The sequence below is a fragment of the Mesorhizobium sp. C372A genome (assembly GCF_030323245.1).
Classification (GTDB): Bacteria; Pseudomonadota; Alphaproteobacteria; order Rhizobiales; family Rhizobiaceae; genus Mesorhizobium.
Genome location: NZ_CP100475.1, coordinates 3,513,568 through 3,532,007, shown reverse-complemented (window position 1 = coordinate 3,532,007; position 18,440 = coordinate 3,513,568). Strand labels below are relative to the sequence as shown.

The window sequence follows — 18,440 nt, the reverse complement described above, 5'->3', positions numbered from 1 at the left end:
GGCTGGAAACCGTTGCCTTGACATCGAAATCCCTGTTCGAGCTCAACGGCCGGCTGGCGCTGATCACCGGCTCCGGCCAGGGCATCGGCCTGGCGCTGGCGCGCGGCCTTGCCGAGCATGGCGCAAGTGTCGTGCTCAACGGCCGCGATGCCGGCAAGGTTGCCGGTGCTGTCGCCGGCTTGCGCGACGCTGGCTTCAAAGCGCACCCCTCGACCTTCGACGTGACGGATTTTCGCGCGGTCGATGCCGATGTCGCCCGCATCGAGGCCGAGATCGGCGCCATCGACATCCTGATCAACAATGCCGGCGTGCAGTTCCGCGCTCCGCTCGAGGACTTTCCCGAGGAGCAGTGGGAGCGGCTGTTCAAGACCAATGTCTCCGGCGCCTTCCATGCCGGCAAGGCGGTCGCCCGCAATATGATCGCGCGCGGCAAGGGCAAGATCATCAACATCGGCTCGGTGCAGAGCGAACTCGCCCGGCCCAACATCGCGCCCTATACGGCCACCAAGGGCGCAATCCGCAATTTGACACGTGGCATGTGCACCGACTGGGCGAAATACGGCTTGCAGGTCAATGCCATCGCCCCCGGCTATTTCCGCACCGAGATGAACCAGGCGCTGGTCGACAACCAGGAATTCTCCGCCTGGCTGGAAAAGCGCACGCCGGCTGGCCGCTGGGGGTATGTCGGCGAACTGATCGGCGCCGCCGTGTTCCTCGCCTCCGACGCCTCATCCTTCGTCAACGGCCATACGCTTTATGTCGACGGCGGCATGACGGCTTCGGTTTGACGGGAAACCCTATCGCTCAGTCTGAAAATCCACCACTACGGCCGGCAGCACACAGCGGCTTTCGCCCCGCGCCTTGACGCGAGCCCGAACTCAGCCGCACAATCCCGTTGCAGGCGAAGGGAGGCCAGTCGTCTGCGGGAGGTATACCCATGACGGACGCGATCAGGCTCTATTGGGGCCGGTTCGGACATGTTTCTGTCCTGAATGTCGCCAGCGACTTCGTCACCCATGCGCATGTCGAGGCCCACATCATCATCTGGCTGGAGGGCACGGCCGGCGAGATGACCGTCGGCCGCGAGACGGTGCCGCTGGGTCCCGGCACCGCCGCCGGCATCAATTCCTACCAGCCGCACAGCCACATTCTGTCGCAGAACGGCAGGCCCGGCCTGTTCCTCGCCTTCTACATCGATCCGGATTGGGCGCGCCGGCGCCGCGACCTGCCTTCGTCGGCGCCGTTGTTTGCACAGGCCGCAATCACGCTCGAACCATGGCTGCACCAGGCCGCCGCCAATCTGCTCGACCATTTGAGCGAAAATGAAAGCATCGACGACGTCGCCAATTACGAGATCGAGCGCTTCATCGATAGCGTGCTCGACGCCGCCGACGCCTCGGCGCCGCCGGAGGTACGCATCCGCATCAACACCATGCAGGACTTTCGCGTCCGCAAGGCAATCCAGCTGATGAAGGCCAATGTCTGCGAACGCATCTCGTTCGACGACGTCGCCCGCAGCGTCGGCCTGTCGCGGCCGCACTTCTTTGCTTTATTCAAGGAACAGACCAATCTGACGCCCAATGTCTACTGGAACACGCTGCGCATGGAGGAAGCCGTGCGGCAGCTGCAGTGGTCGCAGGAGCCGCTGATCTCGGTCGCCTGCAATCTCGGCTTCACCACCCAGGGCAATTTCTCGCGCTTCTTCCGCGACCATGTCGGGGTGCCGCCGACGCTTTACCGCGAGGCGGCGCGGGCCATGGCCTGAGCCAAGCCGCTCGTTTTTCAGACTCCTTGATAGGGCCGCAAGACCCATTGATAAGCGCAGCGCCGGCCGCCGCCCTACCCTGCAGCGTATCGAATTCGTAGGGGAATGATCATATGGCTGAAGTCACCGTCTCCAGCGTCATCGACGCGCCGGTCGAAAAGGTCTGGGTGCGCATCCGCGACTTCAACGGCCTGCCGGGCTGGCATCCGCGCATGGTCAAGAGCCATATCGAAGACGGCAAGAGCGCCGAAACCATCGGCTGCGTGCGTAATTTCGAGCTCGCCAGCGGCGCGCGTATCCGCGAAAAACTGCTCGACTTCTCCGATGCGGATTTCCGCGTCAGCTATTCGATCCTCGAAACGCCGCAACCGCTGACCAATCACAAGGCGACGCTGCAATTGCGCCGCGTGACAGACGGCGACCGCACCTATGCCGAATGGACCGCGAGCTTCGACGCGGCACCCGACGAGGCCGACAAGATCGCCGCCGGCATGGCCGCCAATGTCTTCCAGGGTGGCTTCAATGCGTTGAAGAGCCATTTTTCTGGCCAGAGCTGAGTCAGGGGAGACTGCCATGGCGCTTGCCCTCCAGACCTTTTCGGCCGTCAGGGATGCCAACGCGGCGCTGAAGGCGCCCGGCACCCGCTATCTCGGCGGCGGCACACTGGTCGTGCGCGCCGCCAATGAAGGCGATATCTCCGTCTCCGGCCTTGTCCGCTCGACCGATCCGACCCTTTCCGGGATCACCGTTGCCGGCGGCAAGGTCCGCATAGGCGCTTCGGTGACGATGGCGGCTATCGCCCGCCATCCCGAGCTTGCGGCGCTGTCCAAGGCTGCGCGCGCCGTCGGCGGCCCGGCGATCCGCAATATGGCGACTGTCGGCGGCAATCTGTTCGCACCCGCGCCCTACGGTGATTTCGCTGTCGCCCTGCTGGCGTTGGATGCGACGGTCGGCACCGATGATGGGGAATTGCCTATCGAGGATTTTCTGGCCAGGCGGGACGACAGCCGCGCCATCGTCACGTCAGTCGCCTTCGCGTTGCCGAAGACCGAGAATTTCCGCTTCCTGAAAGTGTCGCGGGTCAAGCCGAAGGGCGTCTCGGTACTCAGCATCGCCGCCGTTCTCGAACAGGCCGGCGACGGCACTGTCTCCTCGGCGCGGATCGCGCTCGGCTGCATGGCAGACCGGCCGATGCGCGCCCGTGCTGCGGAAAAGGCACTGATCGGCAGCAGGCTCGAGCAGGAGGGCGTCGCAGCGGCGCTGGCTGCAGCCGGTGAAGGCGCTTCGCCAATCACCGACCCGATCGCCAGCGCCTGGTATCGCGCCGAGGTTCTGCCGGTCCATCTCGGCCGGCTGCTGCTTACTTAACCACCGCTTGGGGGGCGCGCGTCTGTCCGATCAATCGGGCAGGCGCGCTGGGAGGAAAACATGGCAAAGGTTCCGGTTCAGTTCACGCTCAACGGCTCGGAGAAGGCCGAATTTGTCGACAGCGGCACGACGCTGCTGCACGCGCTGCGCGACAAGATCGGCGACACCTCGCCCAAGGGCGGCTGCCACCAGGGCACCTGCGGCGCCTGTTCGGTCATCATCGACGGCGAACTCCGGCTCTCTTGCCTGACCCTGGCCGAGACCTGCAGCGGCGCCGACATCCGCACCACATCGGGCCTCGCTGAGGCCGGCGTGCTGCACCCGCTGCAGCGTGCCTTCCTCGATGCCTTCGCCACGCAATGCGGCTTCTGCACGCCGGGCATGATCATGGCCGCCAAGGTGCTGCTCGACCACACGCCCAATCCGAGCCGCGAGGACGTGATCGAGGCGCTGTCCGGCAACATCTGCCGCTGCACCGGCTACGAGCCGATCATCCAGGCGGTGCTGACGGCGGCCCGAGCCAATTCGCAGAACGCGGCTTAAGGACCAAAAGAATGGAACTGCGCAAAAACTATTTCGCCGATCAGCGCAAGGACGGCCTGCACGAGATCGGCCATGGGCGGCCGCGGCTGGATTCGCCGGGACATGTGACGGGCAAGACCGCCTATTTCGCCGACCGCAACGTCCCGAATATGCTTCACCTGAAAATGGTGCGCAGTCCGCACCACCATGCCCGCATCCGTTCGATCGACACTTCCGAAGCGGAGAAGCATCCCGGCGTGGTGAAAATCCTCACCGCCAAGGATGTGCCGCACAATGTCTACACCATCCTGATCCTGATCCAGGTCGGACCGGAAGACGAGCCGGTGCTGGCCGACGGCAAGGTACGCTGGAAGGGCGAGGCGGTGGTGGCGGTGCTGGCCGAGACCGAGCGCGCGGCTCAGGAAGCGGCAGCCAAGGTCAAGGTCGGTTATGAGGTGCTGCCGGCCGTCTTCGACATGGAAGAAGCGCTGAAGCCCGGCGCGCCTTTGGTCAATGAATATCACGGCCAGAACTATTATCTCTATGACAGCGGCGAATGCCGCAAGGTGCGCTTCGGCGATGTCGAGGCGGGCTTCGCCGGCGCCGACCACATCCTGGAACAGAGTTATCAATCCTCGCCGATCGAGCATGCGCCGACCGAGACCACCGGTTGCGTCGTGGTGCCCGAAGGCAATGATCGCTTCACCTGCTACACCAACACCCAGGCGATGTTCTTCACCCTCGACAACGCCTCGATCATCCTGCAGATGCCCGGCTCAAAACTGCATTTCGTCGGCGGCACTGTCGGCGGCGGCTTTGGCGGCAAGGTCGACGTCATCGTCGAGCCGATCGCCATTCTTGGCGCCAAGCTGACAGGACGTCCCGTCTCTTTCATCTACAGCCGCGAAGAGGAGATGCAGATCTCCTCGCCGCGCGCCGCTGAAAAGATAATCATCAAGGACGGCGTGATGAACGATGGCCGCATCGTGGCTCGCAAGGTGACCGGCTACACCGATGCCGGCGCCTATTCGCGCCACTCGCCTTATGGCGCGCAGAAGGGAGCGGCGCACTATCCCGGCCCCTACACCATTCCCAATGTCTGGATCGACACCTACTGCGTCTACACCAACCGCACCCCCTCCTCCGCGATGCGCGGCTTCGGCGTCACCATCGGCGACTTCGCGCTTGAGGTGCAGATGGACAAGCTGGCGCGGCTGATCGGCATGGACCCGCTCGAATTCCGCTTCATCAACGCCTATCGCGATGGCGACATGAAGGCGCATCGCCAGCCGACCGAAGGAGCGGCGCTGATCGAGTGCATGCAGGAGGCGTCGCGCGCCGCCAACTGGCCTGTGGCGGAGAAGTATATGGCGATGTCCTCCTACAAGAAGGGAGCTTGAGATGGCGCTAAGGCGCGGACGCGGCGTCGCCGCGATCAACTATCCGACGGGCATGAACCTTGGCGGCGACCCGACGCAGGCGCTGGTGCATTCGACGCCGACCGGCAATTTCATGGTGACGCTTTCCAGCGTCGATCTCGGTCAGGGCTTGAAGCAGATCATGGCGCAGATCTGCGCCGAGACCATCGGCGTGCCGACGGACCGGGTTACCATCGACACCGCCGACACCGACACCGGTCCGCACTGCATGGGCACCTTCGCCTCGCGCGGCACCCACCGCGCCGGCAACGCCGTCATCCAGGCGGCCAAGGAAGCGCGCCAGGTGATGCTGGAAGTGGCGGCGGAAGAGCTGGAGGTGAACGCCTCCGATCTCGAAACTGATGGCGAGGGCAACATTCTGGTCAAGGGCGCGCCGCAAAAGTCGATCTCGATCTTCGATGTCGCGCTGTCGGCTCATTTCAAGCGTGGCCGCTCGATCTCAGGCCGCGGCATGTTCCTGATCCCGCGCTCCTATCCGGAGAAAGAGACCGGCGCGATGAAGCCGTCGACCTGCTACGCCCATGCCTGCACGGTGGCCGAGGTCGAGGTCGATGACGAGACGGGCGAGGTTACGGTGCTGACCGTCAAGAACGTCTTTGAGATCGGCCGCGCGCTGAACCCGAAAATGGTCGAGCAGCAACTGGTCGGCGGTTCCTGGATGGGCATCAGCCACGCGCTCTACGAAACGACCGAGCCCTATTATCCCAACCGCGACCATGGCGGCACCGACTTCAACCAGTATCTGATGCCGGGACCGGGCGATCTCGCCCAAACCGAGATCATCGTGCTGGAGCGGCCGTCGGCGGATGGTCCTTACGGTGCCAAAGGGCCAGGCGAAATGTGCGCGAACCCGCAGATCCCCGCGGTTGCCAATGCCGTCTTCGACGCCGTCGGCGTGCGCATCGACACGCTGCCGATCACACCGGAGCGCATATTGCGCGCGCTGAAGGCGCAAGCGGCCAATTGATGACGCCAGAGGTGAACGCAGAGACTGTCGCGACCTCACCGGAGGCGGTGGCACGCCACCTCGCTGGATCGCGCTATCTCGCCGACGACAGCCTGGCGACGGCGATCTTCCTGGCCATACGGCTGGGCAAGCCGTTGCTGCTCGAAGGCGCGCCCGGCGTCGGCAAGACCGAAGCGGCCAAGGCGATCGCGCAGCTGCTGGGCCGCGATCTGGTGCGGCTGCAATGCTATGAAGGAATCGACGCAGCACACGCGCTCTATGAATGGAACTACCAGCGCCAGTTGCTCGCCATCCGCCATGCCGGCGAGCACGAGATCGACATCTATGACGACCGCTTTCTGATCGCGCGGCCATTGCTGCAGGTGCTGCGGGCGCCGGAGCAGCGCGTGCTGCTGGTCGACGAGATCGACCGCTCCGACCACGAATTCGAAGCGCTACTTCTGGAATTCCTCTCCGACTTCCAGATCAGCATTCCCGAACGCGGCACCATCCGCGCCGAAGCGCAGCCGATCGTCATCCTGACGTCGAACCGCACCCGCGAACTCGCCGAAGCGCTCCGGCGCCGCTGCGTCTATCACTGGATCGGCTATCCCGACGCCGAGCGCGAAGCCGCCATCATCATGCTGCGCGCCGGCAATGTCGCCGAGACCACCGCGCGCGCCGTGGCGAATGCCGTGCAGCAGATCCGCGTCCGCCCGCTGGCCAAGCCGCCCGGCATCTCCGAGGCCGTAGAATGGGCCAACGCCGCCACCATCCTGGAGAAGGGCGGCAGCCCGTGGCCGGAAGCCTTCCGCCGCGCCATCGGCGTGCTGATCAAGGACGAGGAGGATTTGTCCGCGATCGCGCCGGAGCTTGGCCGGATTGTCGAGGAGGCGCTGGGGTGACGTGTGAGGTCAACAGCTCGTTCACAGCGAGGTGGCCTCACCTGGGCACTCTGCAACGCTGGCGGGACAGCGCCCCCCTCTGTCCTGCCGGACATCTCCCCCACAAGGGGGGAGATCAGCCGTCATCCTGGCTTTCGCCAATCTCCAGCGGCGCAGAAAGAACCGAAGCGCCGAAGCCGCCAATCTCCCCCCTTGAGGGGGAGATGTCCGGCAGGACAGAGGGGGGCGCGAAGGAATGATGCGTCAGGGAACCCTTCCTCTCGCCTCCGCGCCCTTCCTCCACTTCGCCCGGCTGCTGCGCCGCCACGCCTTTGCCGTCGCCCCCGAGCAGGTCTCCAGCTTCATGCAGGCGGTCACCCTGCTCGGTCCCCGCTCGATGGCCGACATCCGCGAGGCGGCGCTCGCAACGCTTGCCCCCCCGCCCGATCGCCGCGGCGAATTCGAGGCGCATTTTCGCAATCACTTCCATGGCGATGGCCAACCCTCGATCGAAGGCGAGGAAGACGAGGAAACCCGCATCAAGGACGATCACAGCACGCGCCAGGAGGAGAAACAGACCACGCGCCAGGAGAAAGGCGGCGAGCTGTCGTCGGCAATCGAACAGCTCAGCAGCCGCGACTTCCTCCGCGACGACGATGGCCTTGGGCCCTTCCGCCGCAAGCTCGCTTCAGCCCTCCCCGCGCGCCGCTCATTCCGCACCGTGCGCACCCATTCGCGCGGCAAGCTCGATCTGCGCCGCTCGCTCAGGGAAATCGTCACCGCCGATGGCGATATCCCCTCGCCGCAGCTCCGCCGCCGCCAGACGGTGCCGCGCAAGCTGCTGATCCTGATCGATGTTTCCGGCTCGATGAAGCTGCATACATCGGATTATCTCAAACTGGCGCACGCCGCCGTACAAGGCGCTGACCGTGCCGAAATCTTCACCTTCGGCACTCGGCTCACCCGCATCACATCCGCACTGCGTATCCGCGATCGCGACCAGGCTCTCGCCCGAGCGGCGGCACTCGTCGACGACTGGGACGGCGGCACGCGCATGGGACCGACCCTGCTCGCCTTCCTCTCGGTGCCGCGGTTATCGGCCTTCGCGCGCGGTGCCGCTGTGATCATCCTGTCGGACGCGCTGGAGCGCGGCGACCATGCCGATCTAGAGACCGCGATACGCCGCCTGAGCGCCCGCGCCTTTCGCCTGTCGCTGGCCACACCTTTGGCCGGCGATCCGCGCTTCCAGCCGGCAACGGCGGCGTTGCGCGCCATCTTGCCCGATCTCGACGATCTCATCGACGGCTCTTCGCTCGGGAGTCTCACCGATTTCATCCTGTCGCTCGCCCGCCCTGCCCCGGCGGCGTCGGCAATCTGGAAAAGGGTATCGTGATGCAGAAAGCCATCGACGCGCATTTCCACATCTGGCGCCAGCAGGACCAGCCATGGCTGGTCGGGCCGATGGTGCCGCGCATTTTCGGCCCCTACGAACCGATCCGCCGCGACTATCCGATCGAGGAATTTCTCGCCGATCAGCAAGGCGCAGGTGTCGAGAAGGCCGTCTATGTCCAGACCAACTGGGCCAAGGAGGATTTCGAAAAAGAAGTCGCCTTCCTGCAGAAGACTGCCGACCAGACCGGCTGGCCGCACGCTATCGTCGGCTATACCGATATGACTGTCGACGATGTCCGGCCCCAGATCGATCGATTGAAAAAGTACCCGCTGCTGCGCGGCGTGCGCATGCAGCTGCATTGGCACGAGACGCCGGCCTTCCGCTTCGCTGCCTCGGCCGATCAGGTCATCGACCCCAGGGTGCGGGCCAATGTCGCGCGGCTTAAAGACTATGGCCTGTCCTTCGACCTGCAGCTTTTCCCCGCCCAGATGAAGGACGGGCTGACGCTCGTCGGCGAGAACCCCGACACCAATTTCATCCTCACCCATGCCGGCATGCTGACCGGCATGGAGGCGGAAACCACCGAGGCCTGGAAAGCCGGCCTGAGTACTCTATCAACAGCGCCGAACTTCTACGCCAAGCTGTCGGGCCTCGGCACCTTCGCCCACCGCAACGATCCGGCGTTGATTGCCTACATCGTCGACAATGCCATCGACATTCTGGGCGCTGACCACCTGATGTTCGGCTCCAACTTCCCGATAGAGAAGCTCTGGACCAGCCACGCCGAACTGATCAAGGCGCATCGTGCAGCCGTGGCGAAGCACGGTCCGGTGGCGGAAGCGGATATCTTTTGGAATACAGCAGAGAAGGTTTACAGACCGGCATAGCGCACGCTTTCCCTTCTCCCACAGGGGAGAAGGGAAAGCCGCCCCTCACTTCACTTCGAACTCAGGATCGACCGGAATCTGCATCGCAGTCACCAGATGGTTGGTCTGCCCGGCCAGCCCGATGATCGACACCAGATCGCCATGCTGCGCATCGGTCAAGCCTTTGGCCCGCGCCGCAGCCGTATGCGAATGGACGCAATAGGAGCAGCCATTGGCGGTCGACACAGCGATGTAGATCATCTCCTTGGTCAGCGGGTCGATGGCGCTTTCCGTAGCCATCACCACTTTCACCTGGTCCCATGTCCGTTTCAGCAAGGCCGGATCGTTGGCCAGCCCGCGCCAGAAATTGTTGACGAAGTCCGACTTGCGCGTCGCGCGGATGTCGTCGAACACAGCCTTCGCAACCGGGATTTTTTCGACCTCGGCATCGCTGAGGAGTTTTGTGGCGGCCATGGCGTTTCCTTTCGTTGAATCGGTGGATCAGGTGGTTGAATCAGGTCTCGAGCAAGGGCGGCTAACCGGCTATTCCGATTCAGTTTTTGATGCTGACAGAACCATGGCGATTGGCCGAAGCATCTCAGCTTCGTCATTCAGGGGCGAAGCAGGCGCGAAGCGCCGTCGCGGAGACCCGAGCATGACGAAGGCGCTGAGGCCTTGGCCAATTGGTGACGTATGCGCACCGTCAAACACCGACCGGCAACCTAGTGCACTGCCGCATACATGATCTTCTCCTCCGTCGCCTCCGCCGGCGAGAACTCCTCCACGATGCGCCCCTGTCGGCACACCAGAATCCGATCCGACAGGTTCATGATTTCCGGCAGGTAGGACGAGATCACCACCACAGCCAACCCCTCGTCGGCCAGCCGGTTGATGATCTGGTGGATCTCGGCGATGGCGCCGACATCGACGCCGCGCGTCGGCTCGTCGAAGATCACGATACGCGGCTGCTGCACCAGCCCCTTGCCGATCACCACCTTCTGCTGGTTGCCGCCGGAAAGCTCGACCACGCGGGCATTGTCGTTGATCGCCTTGATGTTCAGCGTCTTCGTCCATTCAGCGGAAAGCGTGCGCATCTCCTGCTGGTTGATCACCCAGGCCTTTTCGCGGCCCGCCGCCAGGAGCCCGCCGAACAGGTTCTCGGCAACGCCCATCGTCTCGAAAATGCCCTCGCTCTTGCGGTCCTCGGTAACATAGACGATGCCGTCGGCGACCGCTTCGCTCGGCACGATATAGCGCACCGGCCGGTCGTCCAGCTCGATGGCGCCGCCGCGCAGGAAATCGCGCTTGTAGATGCCGGAGACGATCTTGAAGGTCTCGGTGCGGCCGGAGCCGATCAGCCCGAACACACCGGTGATCTGTGCCTGAAAGATCGAGAAGGAGGTGTTGCGCACGACATTGCTCATCGAAATGTCCTGCACCGACAGCACCTTCTTGCCGGCCTTGCGCAGCCTGGCCTCGTCGCGCTGGCGGTAGATCTGTCCCGACAGCGTACGCCCGACCATGGCGGCGACGATCTTGTCGCGGTCGAAGGCCGATGTGTCGTCGGTGATCACCAGTTCGCCATCGCGCAGGATTGTGATGCGGTCGGCGATCATCAGCGCCTCTTCCAATGCATGGCTGATGAAGACGATCGAGACGCCGTTCGCCTTCAGCCGCCGGATCAGTGCGAAAAAGTGCCGCTTCTCCTCCGGCGTCAGCGTCGCCGTCGGCTCGTCGAAGATGATGATCTCGGCATTGTGGTGAACGGCGCGCGCGATCTCGACCATCTGACGCTTGGCCGCGCCGAGCGTTGCCACCATGGCGTTCGGGTCGACCGGGAAGTTCAGCGATTGCAAAAACTGTTGCGCCGAAATGTAGGTGCCGCGCAGCCGGTTGAGAAACTTTTCGGTGCCGAGATAGAGGTTCTGCGCCACTGTCATCGACGGCACCAGGCTGGTCTCCTGGAACACCATGGCGATGCCGGCCTCGAGCGCCGCATGCGGCGAGGCGTAGGCGATCTCGCGGCCTTTGTGGAACATCTTGCCGGAAGTGGCGTCGACGACGCCGGCGATGATCTTGGTCAGCGTGGATTTGCCGGCGCCGTTCTCGCCGAGCAGCGCGTGGATTTCGCCCTTGCGCAGTTCGAAGCTGACTTGTCTGACCGCGGGCACGCCGCGATAGTTCTTGGTGACATTTTCCAGGCGCACGATCGGTTCCATCAGAGACCTCCTGCGTCGATGGCCAGCACGCAATCGCCGCCCCTGGAGGCGATGAACAGGCGGCCGTCCGTTTCCGCCACGCTGCAGATGCCATGGCGCGTGCCGTCGGCGCGGCTGTGCAGGCTGAATTGCGGCTGCATGTTCTGATCGAGCCTGACCACCAGCCCATAGGAGCGGCTCGGCGACCAGGGCTTGTGGATGCCCATGGTGCGGATGCCGCCGCATTGCAGCGGTTCGAGGAAGCTGCGATTGGAGGCCAAAGCCGGCGCGATCCAGTAGGCCGGCGCCACCTGGTCTAGCATGTCGCGCCGATAGTGGGTTTCCTGGAGAACGAATTCGATCAGCCGGTTGCGTGGCGCGAACAGAGCCAGCCACGCGCCGCCATCGCCGGCCGGCGCGAGGCGCGCGGGATAGCCGGGCAGATGCGTCAGCACGGTCGAGCGGCTACCGGTCGCACCATCGAAGCGAACGAGCTGATGGCGCCAGCTTTCGCTGACCAGCACATCCCGCCCAATGGGATGCAGCCCATAGGGAAAGGCGATATCGCCGGCCACTTTGCGGAACTCGGCGGCGGCCGCGTCCCGCCTCCAAAGCGAACCGGACGCGCCCTTCTTCATCAGGTCGGCGGCCCATTGCGACGGCGTGTGCTCAGCCGAGCCATTGGCCAGCCACAACGTGCCGTCGTCTGCATAGGCAAGCGCGGTGATGCAGCTGACGCCGGCCGGCAGCGAAACCTCCTTGCCGGCAACCAGCAGCTTGCCGCTTTCCAACCCCACCGTCAGTTCTCCCGACAGTGATAGAGCCAGCACCGTGATGGGGGAAGGAAAGGTCTCGACAACCTTCGGCTCCACTCCTGCGGCAAGCGAATAGATGGCGTTGCCGCTGGAAGCGAGCAGCCGGCCATCGGCAACCAGAAGATTGTCGGGCTCCGTCAAATCGGCGAACACTGGCGCCTCGTCCAGCCGCGTGTTGGGACGGAAGGCACCGTCGAGCGGTGGGATGGTCACCGCCTTGCCACGAAACAGGTCGAGCACAGGATCGAGGATCATGGCTTCGCTCCCCAATAAGAAGCGGAACTGGTCCAGGTCGGGTCCGCGCCCGCAATCTTGTAGCGGCCGATGCGGTTGTTGAGGATGCCGCCGACGAACAGGAAACCCTTGTGCTCGCGCATCGAGGTGACCATCGGATGCGCGCCGCCGGTGAGGTCGCCCATCGCCTCGACAATGCCACCCTTGTCGTTGAATTTCACCACGCCGCCGGTGTTGATGTTGGGGAACAGCCACTCGTCCTGCGGCAGCCGGCGCGTCATGCGCTTGCGCATATCGGGATGGCGCAGCGACAGGTCGAAGCTGGGCGTGCGCATGCCGAGCCACGCCATCCAGTAATTGCCGTCCGACGCCCGGTTGATGTTGTCGGGATAGCCCGGCATGTCGCGGATGACGCATTCGGCGGCGCCTGCTTTCGGCCCTTCCAGCCAGTATCGATGCACACGGCAGGCCCAGCTCTCAGCGAAGAACAGCGACTTCCCGTCATGCGCCATGCACACGCCATTGGTGTAGCGGTAGCCGTCGAGCAGTGTCTTCGTCGAACCGTCCTTCGGGTCATAGACCAGCAGCCGGCCGGTGGCGCGGTTCTCGATCGAGTCCAGCGCCCAATCGTGCGCGTCATAGCGCTTGGTGGAGTCAGTGAAATAGATGCGCCCGTCCGGCGCGATGTCGCAATCATTGGGGTCGCGCAGCCGCGCATCGTCGACGATCGAGGTCCAGGAGCGCGACGTCTCGGCCGACAGGCGCTTCACTTCCCGATCCGGCGAGACGGAATAGAGCCCCATGGCGCCGACGCAGCTGATCAGATTGCCCGATTTGTCGAAGGCCAGGCCCAGCGGAAAGCCGCCGATGTGGGCAAACACCTCCGACTTAACGTAATCCGGCGCGAAGAAGCGGACGATCTCGCCATGGCGCGTGCCGCAATAGAGGTGATCGTCGCGGTCGAGGATGACGTCTTCCGGCCCTTCCAACTCGCCGAGCCCGATATGGTCGGCCGCCGACAGCCGGTTGTCGAGCGCGTAGGGCGTGCCTGAGCCCGGCACCGCAGACTGTGTCTCGCCCATCTTGAGATAGACCGGCGCGACATAGACTTCGTTGAGCACCTTATGGCGGTTCTTCAGCCAGCGAATGTCGATCGTCACCGCCACCGCCAGCATGATGCCCAGCACCATCTGGTTGGTGCCGGTGCCATAGCCCAGCCGGATCAGCCCGTTGGTCATGGTCAGCACGATGATGGCGCCCATCAGCCCCTTGATGACCGAGCCGCGGCCACCACCCAAGCTGACGCCGCCGACCACCGCCGCCGTCAGCGCCATGATCTCAAGGTTGAGGCCGGTGCCCGGCCCTGCCCCACTCAGGCGGCAAGCGATCAGGAAGCCGCCGATCGAGGCGCAGAAGCCGGAAAAGACATAGGTCATGAACACGGTGCGGCGCACGCGAATGCCGGCATTGTGCGCCGAGCGCCTGGATCCGCCGACCGCCAGCACATGCCAGCCCGGCCGTGAGCGCGTCAGCGCGATATGGGTGACGATGGCAAGAATGATCGCCAGCCACACCGAGACCGAAAGCCCCCAGAAGGTGCTGTCGCCGATGAAGTCGAGCACATCCGATGTCGCCTGGGAAAGCTGCACGTCGGCGGCATAGGTGGTGACGAGAATATCGAACAGCGCCCGGCCGAAGATGAACGTCACCAGGGTGGTGAGGAAGGCGCGCAGCCTGAGATAGCCGACGAGGTAGCCGTTGACGGCGCCGAAGATCAGGCCGGTGGCAAGCGATGCCGCCAGCGCCAGCCAGATAGACTGTTCGAGGATGAAGAAGACATAGACGGCGGAGAAGCAGGACAGCGCGAAGATCGAACCGACGGACAGGTCGATGCCGCCGCCCAGCATCACCACCGTCATGCCGGTGACCACCATCGAGAACTCGCCGAGCTGGCGGGTCGATTCCTGTAGCGAGGTCAGCTTGAAGAAGCCGGGAATGATCGAGCCGAACACGCTGAGCGTCGCCACCAGCGCCAGGAACGGAATGGCGTTGTCGGTCCAGCGTTTTGTCAGGATTTCGCCGACCAGATGGTCGGGCACGAGATTGTAGCGCCAGGACTGGAGGCGTTCGCGAAAGGACATCGGCGGCTGCTATTCCATGAGGGAACGAGGTGACCGGATTGTCCAGCCACCTCGTTTATTTCAGTCGAAAAAGCGCGGCTTACTTCGCCGCCGCTTCGCCCTGCAGCGCCTTCAGGTCCCAGCAGCTGTCGGGCTTGAGGTCGGCCTTGGTCGTAGCCTTCTCCAGTGTGTAGATGTAGGTGTGCGACGTGCCGGCCGGCTGGCCGCTCTGCAGCAGGAACTTGATGATAGCGTTCATGTCGCCGGACTGGCGAGCCAGATCGGTCATCACCACGGCGCCGTAAGTTCCGTCCTGCAATTTGTCGCAATCGGCCGCCTTCTCGCCGCCGCCGGTGGTGACCAAAAAGACCTTGCCGTCGAGCTTGGCGTCGCGGATGGCGGCGGATGCGCCGGTGGCGTCACCATCCCAGAAGTCGATGATCGAGCAGATGTCGGGGTTCTGCTGCAGCATTGTCGTCGTCACGTTGCGCGACGTCGTCGGATCCCAGTTGGAGTCGGGCTTGGCCACGACTTTGAAGTCGGGGTGCTTCTCCAGCACCTTCATGATGCCGGCATACTGGTAGAGACTGGACGAGTTGGCCTGATCACCCTGCACAAGGCCGATCTTCTTCGACGAATTCTCGCCGCAGCCCTTGATCGCCGCTTCGGCCTCGAGTTGGCCGAGCCGGTCCCAGTCGCTGCCGACAAAGGCGTCGGCCGGGAAGTTGGCGGGATTGTCGACCAGTATGACGTAGGTGCCGGCGGCCTGCGCCTTCTTCATCAGCTTGGAATAGGAGTTGAGGTCCGGCGCATGGATGATCAACACGTCCGGCCTTGTGTCGGACGAGATCGCGTCGGTGATCGCCTGTGCACCGGCATCGACGACCCAGTTCGGATCGCGTGTTTCGAAGGTGCCGCCCCAGGCCTCGACTTCCGTCTTCAGATAGTGCGACCAGCCCTGCGCAAGGTCGAAGCCCATCGCCAGCGGCACCAGCATGACGCGCTTGCCCTTGAGCGCCTGCGCGTATGCGGCCGGGCCCGGATCGTCGGCGGCGAAGGTCGGCGCGACGAAGGCGGTAGCGGCAAGCGCCGTGGCGGCCGCCATCAGTGTTCTGATCAGTTTCATGTCACATCCTCTGTTTTTCACTTATTGCCGGCCGGTCGGCATGACCCGGTCGGGTACCCCTTAGATGTCGCCCTGCTGCGCGGTCTGTTCGTCACGCGGATTGATGATGCCGTCGACGATGATGGCTCCGAGCAGGATCGCCGCCTTGATCAGGTTTTGATAGAGCAGCGGAATGTCGATGATGGTCATCGCGTTCGACAGGATGCCGATCAGTGCAGCGCCCACCAGCACATTGCGCACCCCGCCCCGCCCGCCGGAAAGGCCGATGCCGCCGATCACCGCCACCAGCACGATGTCATAGAGCAGCGTCGAGTTGACGACGCGGGTGTTGATCGAATGCAGGCTCGACGCCGTGAGCAGGCCGGCGATCAGCGCGACAAAGGCCGAAACCACATAACGCAGCACCAGCATTGGCCGCACCGGAATGCCGATGTTGCGCGCGGCGACCGGATTGTCGCCGGCGAAATAGATGTAGCGGCCCCATTTGGTGTAGCGCAGGAACAGGAAGAACAGGAAGGCGAGCCCGGCGAAGACGAACACTTCGATCGGAATGTCGAGGAAACGCAGGCCGCCGAGCAGCTCCACCCAATGGCCCTGAGGCACCGGCACCGCATCCTGCGTGATCAGTTGCGAGCGGACATAGCCGAAGACGAAGGAGCCGGTCGCCAGCGTCACGAAGATCGCCGGCACGTCGGCATAAGCGACGAGAAAACCGTTGAGCAGGCCGATGGCGAGCACGCCTGCCAGCACATAGGCGAAGGCGAGACCATCAGGCGTTCCGGCGTTGAGCAATTGCAGATACCAGGCGACCGACATCGCCATGATCGCCACCGCCGACAGGTCGATGCCCCTGCCGATTATGACGACCGCCATGCCGAGCGCCAAAATGCCTAGCACCGACACCGAGCGGACGATGGCAACGAGATTGTTGGCAGCGATGAAACCAGGCAGCCCAATGGCAGCGGCGACGAACAGCACCACGGCGATGGCAAAGACAATGCCTTCCTGGTTCAGGCTCCTGAAATGTGGCCAGCCAATCGTGTTCATGTCTGCATTCGCCCCGATGGCAGCTCTGCCACCCCTTCCGAAGAAAGCTAATCGGCTCGGCGCCGCTTCGTCAAATGAATCCGCGCTCGGAACGCCCGTTGGCAGTGATAATCTTCCAGTGGACGCACCGATTGCTAGAACTGGCGCAATCCTAGGAAAAGGCTGCGCTTTTGGCATTCCGTTGCGTCATTGCGCGTATGCGCGAAGGTGCCGTTCTGAGGCGAAAGCACAAGGCGGAATTAATTGCCGCCTGAGCGGCGAAAATCGCGAATTCAGGTCCTGGTCATGTGGCCTGAAACTTCGGCGCCTGCACCGGGCGGCAGCACGAGGAACCGCAACGCCGCCACCAGCCCGATGGCGCCGATGACCAGGAAGGCGATGCGAAAATCGACGAGGTCGAGCGCCGGCCGGTCCCTGACGATCTGCGACAGGTTGAGGATGGCAGCCGCCACCGCCACGCCGAACAGCATCGATATCTGCTGCAGCATGGAGGACAAAGTCGCCGCCGAGTTGCGCTGCGCGGCATCGATGTCGGCGAAGGCCAGAGTATTCAGCGCCGTGAACTGCATCGAGCGCGTCAGGCCGGCGATCAGCATCAGCGCTACCACCAGCGCCTGCGGCGTCTCCGGCGAGATCGCCGCGCACGCCATGATCGAGGCCGAGGCGATCAGGCCGTTGACGACCATGACCGTGCGAAAACCAAAGCGTCGCAGCGTCGGCGTCGTCACCGTCTTCATGCCGAGGTTGCCAAGGAAGTAGGCCAGGATCATCAAGCCGGCATTGACCGGCGAAAGTCCGAAACCGACCTGGAACAAAAGCGGCAGCAGGAACGGCGTGGCATTGATCGCGACGCGGAAGATGGTGCCGGCGGCAAGCGTCGAGATGGCGAAGGTCTGCACCCTGAACGCGCTGAGATCGAGCAGCGGATGCGACGCGCGCCGGAGATGCCGCACCGCCAGCCAGCCGATGACGATGCCGGCGGCAACCAGCAGCACGGCGGGCAAAGCGCCGTCTTCCGGATGTGCGATGCGCTCAAGGCCGTAGAGCAGCAGCGCGAGCCCCAGCGACGTGAGGAAAAACCCCGGCCAATCCAGCGGCTTGGGATCGGCCGCGCGGTCGCCCGGAATGAAGCGCGCGACCAGCGCCAGCCCGACGAGCCCAAGCGGGATGTTGATGAAGAAATTCCAGTGCCAGGAGAGATAGGTTGTGATGAAGCCGCCAAGCACCGGCCCGACCAGGGGCGCAAACAACGCCGGCCAGGTGATCAGCGCCGTGGCGTTGAGCAGCTCCGATTTCGACGCATTGCGCAGCACCAGAATGCGCCCGACCGGCGTCATCAGCGCGCTGCCAAGGCCTTGCACGACACGGGCCGCGACGAACTGGGTAAGGCTCTGCGAGAAGCCGCAGGCCAGCGAGGCCAGCGTGAACAGCACAATCGCCAGCAGGAAGATGTTGCGCGCGCCGAACCGGTCGGCAAGCCAGCCCGACAGCGGCACGAACACCGCCATGGTCAGCATGTAGGCGGTGATGCCGATGCTCATCGCCACCGCCGTCACGCCGAAGGATTGTCCCATCTGCGGCAGCGAGGTCGAGATGATCGTCGAATCCAGCAGCTGCATGAAAAACGCGATGGCAACGATCAACGCCACGCGCCGCGCATTGCTGGCGGTTGCGGCGGAGGCCTCGGTGTCGGGAACGGCAGTCATAGCGAACCGCG

The 18,440-nt window shown here is 63.9% G+C and carries 17 protein-coding genes; 10 read left to right on the top strand and 7 right to left on the bottom strand.

Features of this window, described 5'->3' with window-relative positions; all coding sequences use genetic code 11:
* Positions 1-17 precede the first annotated feature (17 nt).
* From NLY42_RS16785 to NLY42_RS16740, 10 genes are all read left to right on the top strand, one after another.
* Positions 18-788 carry an SDR family oxidoreductase gene (locus NLY42_RS16785; RefSeq protein WP_031252847.1) on the top strand — a complete coding sequence of 257 codons (771 nt, stop codon included), beginning with the start codon at positions 18-20 and terminating at the stop codon, positions 786-788.
* Between the two features lie 149 nt (positions 789-937).
* The gene (locus tag NLY42_RS16780; RefSeq protein WP_023696208.1) at positions 938-1,765 is read left to right on the top strand and encodes an AraC family transcriptional regulator; all 828 of its coding nucleotides are present in this window, start codon (positions 938-940) and stop codon (positions 1,763-1,765) included.
* Positions 1,766-1,878: 113 nt separating this feature from the next.
* A complete protein-coding gene (locus NLY42_RS16775) occupies positions 1,879-2,322 on the top strand; it encodes an SRPBCC family protein (RefSeq protein ID WP_023753577.1) in 444 nt (147 codons plus the stop codon).
* Positions 2,323-2,338: 16 nt separating this feature from the next.
* On the top strand, positions 2,339-3,133 hold the full coding sequence (locus NLY42_RS16770) for an FAD binding domain-containing protein (protein WP_023753578.1): 795 nt from the start codon (positions 2,339-2,341) through the stop codon (positions 3,131-3,133).
* A gap of 60 nt (positions 3,134-3,193) precedes the next feature.
* Positions 3,194-3,676 (top strand): (2Fe-2S)-binding protein, encoded by a 483-nt coding sequence (locus tag NLY42_RS16765; protein WP_023746979.1) that lies wholly within the window; start codon positions 3,194-3,196, stop codon positions 3,674-3,676.
* A gap of 11 nt (positions 3,677-3,687) precedes the next feature.
* Positions 3,688-5,055, top strand: a complete 1,368-nt coding sequence (locus tag NLY42_RS16760) for a xanthine dehydrogenase family protein molybdopterin-binding subunit (RefSeq protein WP_023753579.1) — start codon at positions 3,688-3,690, stop codon at positions 5,053-5,055.
* Between the two features lies 1 nt (position 5,056).
* Positions 5,057-6,061 (top strand): xanthine dehydrogenase family protein molybdopterin-binding subunit, encoded by a 1,005-nt coding sequence (locus NLY42_RS16755; RefSeq protein ID WP_023696212.1) that lies wholly within the window; start codon positions 5,057-5,059, stop codon positions 6,059-6,061.
* The gene (locus NLY42_RS16750) at positions 6,061-6,945 is read left to right on the top strand and encodes an AAA family ATPase (protein WP_023729417.1); all 885 of its coding nucleotides are present in this window, start codon (positions 6,061-6,063) and stop codon (positions 6,943-6,945) included. Before NLY42_RS16755 ends, NLY42_RS16750 begins: the two co-directional genes overlap by 1 nt.
* A 235-nt stretch (positions 6,946-7,180) precedes the next feature.
* Positions 7,181-8,317: a vWA domain-containing protein gene (locus tag NLY42_RS16745; protein WP_023753580.1), complete on the top strand. Its 1,137-nt coding sequence runs from the start codon at positions 7,181-7,183 to the stop codon at positions 8,315-8,317.
* A complete protein-coding gene (locus NLY42_RS16740) occupies positions 8,317-9,204 on the top strand; it encodes an amidohydrolase family protein (protein ID WP_023753581.1) in 888 nt (295 codons plus the stop codon). The genes NLY42_RS16745 and NLY42_RS16740 overlap by 1 nt, the downstream gene beginning before the upstream one ends.
* A 45-nt stretch (positions 9,205-9,249) precedes the next feature.
* On the opposite strand, the gene NLY42_RS16735 is transcribed toward NLY42_RS16740, so the two are convergent.
* From NLY42_RS16735 to NLY42_RS16705, 7 genes are all read right to left on the bottom strand, one after another.
* The gene (locus NLY42_RS16735; RefSeq protein ID WP_023729419.1) at positions 9,250-9,657 is read right to left on the bottom strand and encodes a carboxymuconolactone decarboxylase family protein; all 408 of its coding nucleotides are present in this window, start codon (positions 9,655-9,657) and stop codon (positions 9,250-9,252) included.
* Between the two features lie 248 nt (positions 9,658-9,905).
* On the bottom strand, positions 9,906-11,402 hold the full coding sequence (locus tag NLY42_RS16730; RefSeq protein ID WP_023687942.1) for a sugar ABC transporter ATP-binding protein: 1,497 nt from the start codon (positions 11,400-11,402) through the stop codon (positions 9,906-9,908).
* A complete protein-coding gene (locus NLY42_RS16725; RefSeq protein WP_023753582.1) occupies positions 11,402-12,451 on the bottom strand; it encodes an NHL repeat-containing protein in 1,050 nt (349 codons plus the stop codon). The genes NLY42_RS16730 and NLY42_RS16725 overlap by 1 nt, the downstream gene beginning before the upstream one ends.
* Positions 12,448-14,571: an ABC transporter permease gene (locus NLY42_RS16720; RefSeq protein ID WP_023753583.1), complete on the bottom strand. Its 2,124-nt coding sequence runs from the start codon at positions 14,569-14,571 to the stop codon at positions 12,448-12,450. The genes NLY42_RS16725 and NLY42_RS16720 overlap by 4 nt, the downstream gene beginning before the upstream one ends.
* Before the next feature lie 79 nt (positions 14,572-14,650).
* Positions 14,651-15,676 carry a sugar ABC transporter substrate-binding protein gene (locus tag NLY42_RS16715; protein WP_023753584.1) on the bottom strand — a complete coding sequence of 342 codons (1,026 nt, stop codon included), beginning with the start codon at positions 15,674-15,676 and terminating at the stop codon, positions 14,651-14,653.
* A 60-nt stretch (positions 15,677-15,736) separates the two neighbouring features.
* The gene (locus NLY42_RS16710; RefSeq protein ID WP_023753585.1) at positions 15,737-16,723 is read right to left on the bottom strand and encodes an ABC transporter permease; all 987 of its coding nucleotides are present in this window, start codon (positions 16,721-16,723) and stop codon (positions 15,737-15,739) included.
* A 272-nt stretch (positions 16,724-16,995) separates the two neighbouring features.
* Positions 16,996-18,429, bottom strand: coding sequence for a DHA2 family efflux MFS transporter permease subunit (locus tag NLY42_RS16705; RefSeq protein ID WP_023753586.1), 1,434 nt, complete (start codon positions 18,427-18,429; stop codon positions 16,996-16,998).
* Positions 18,430-18,440: the final 11 nt, after the last annotated feature.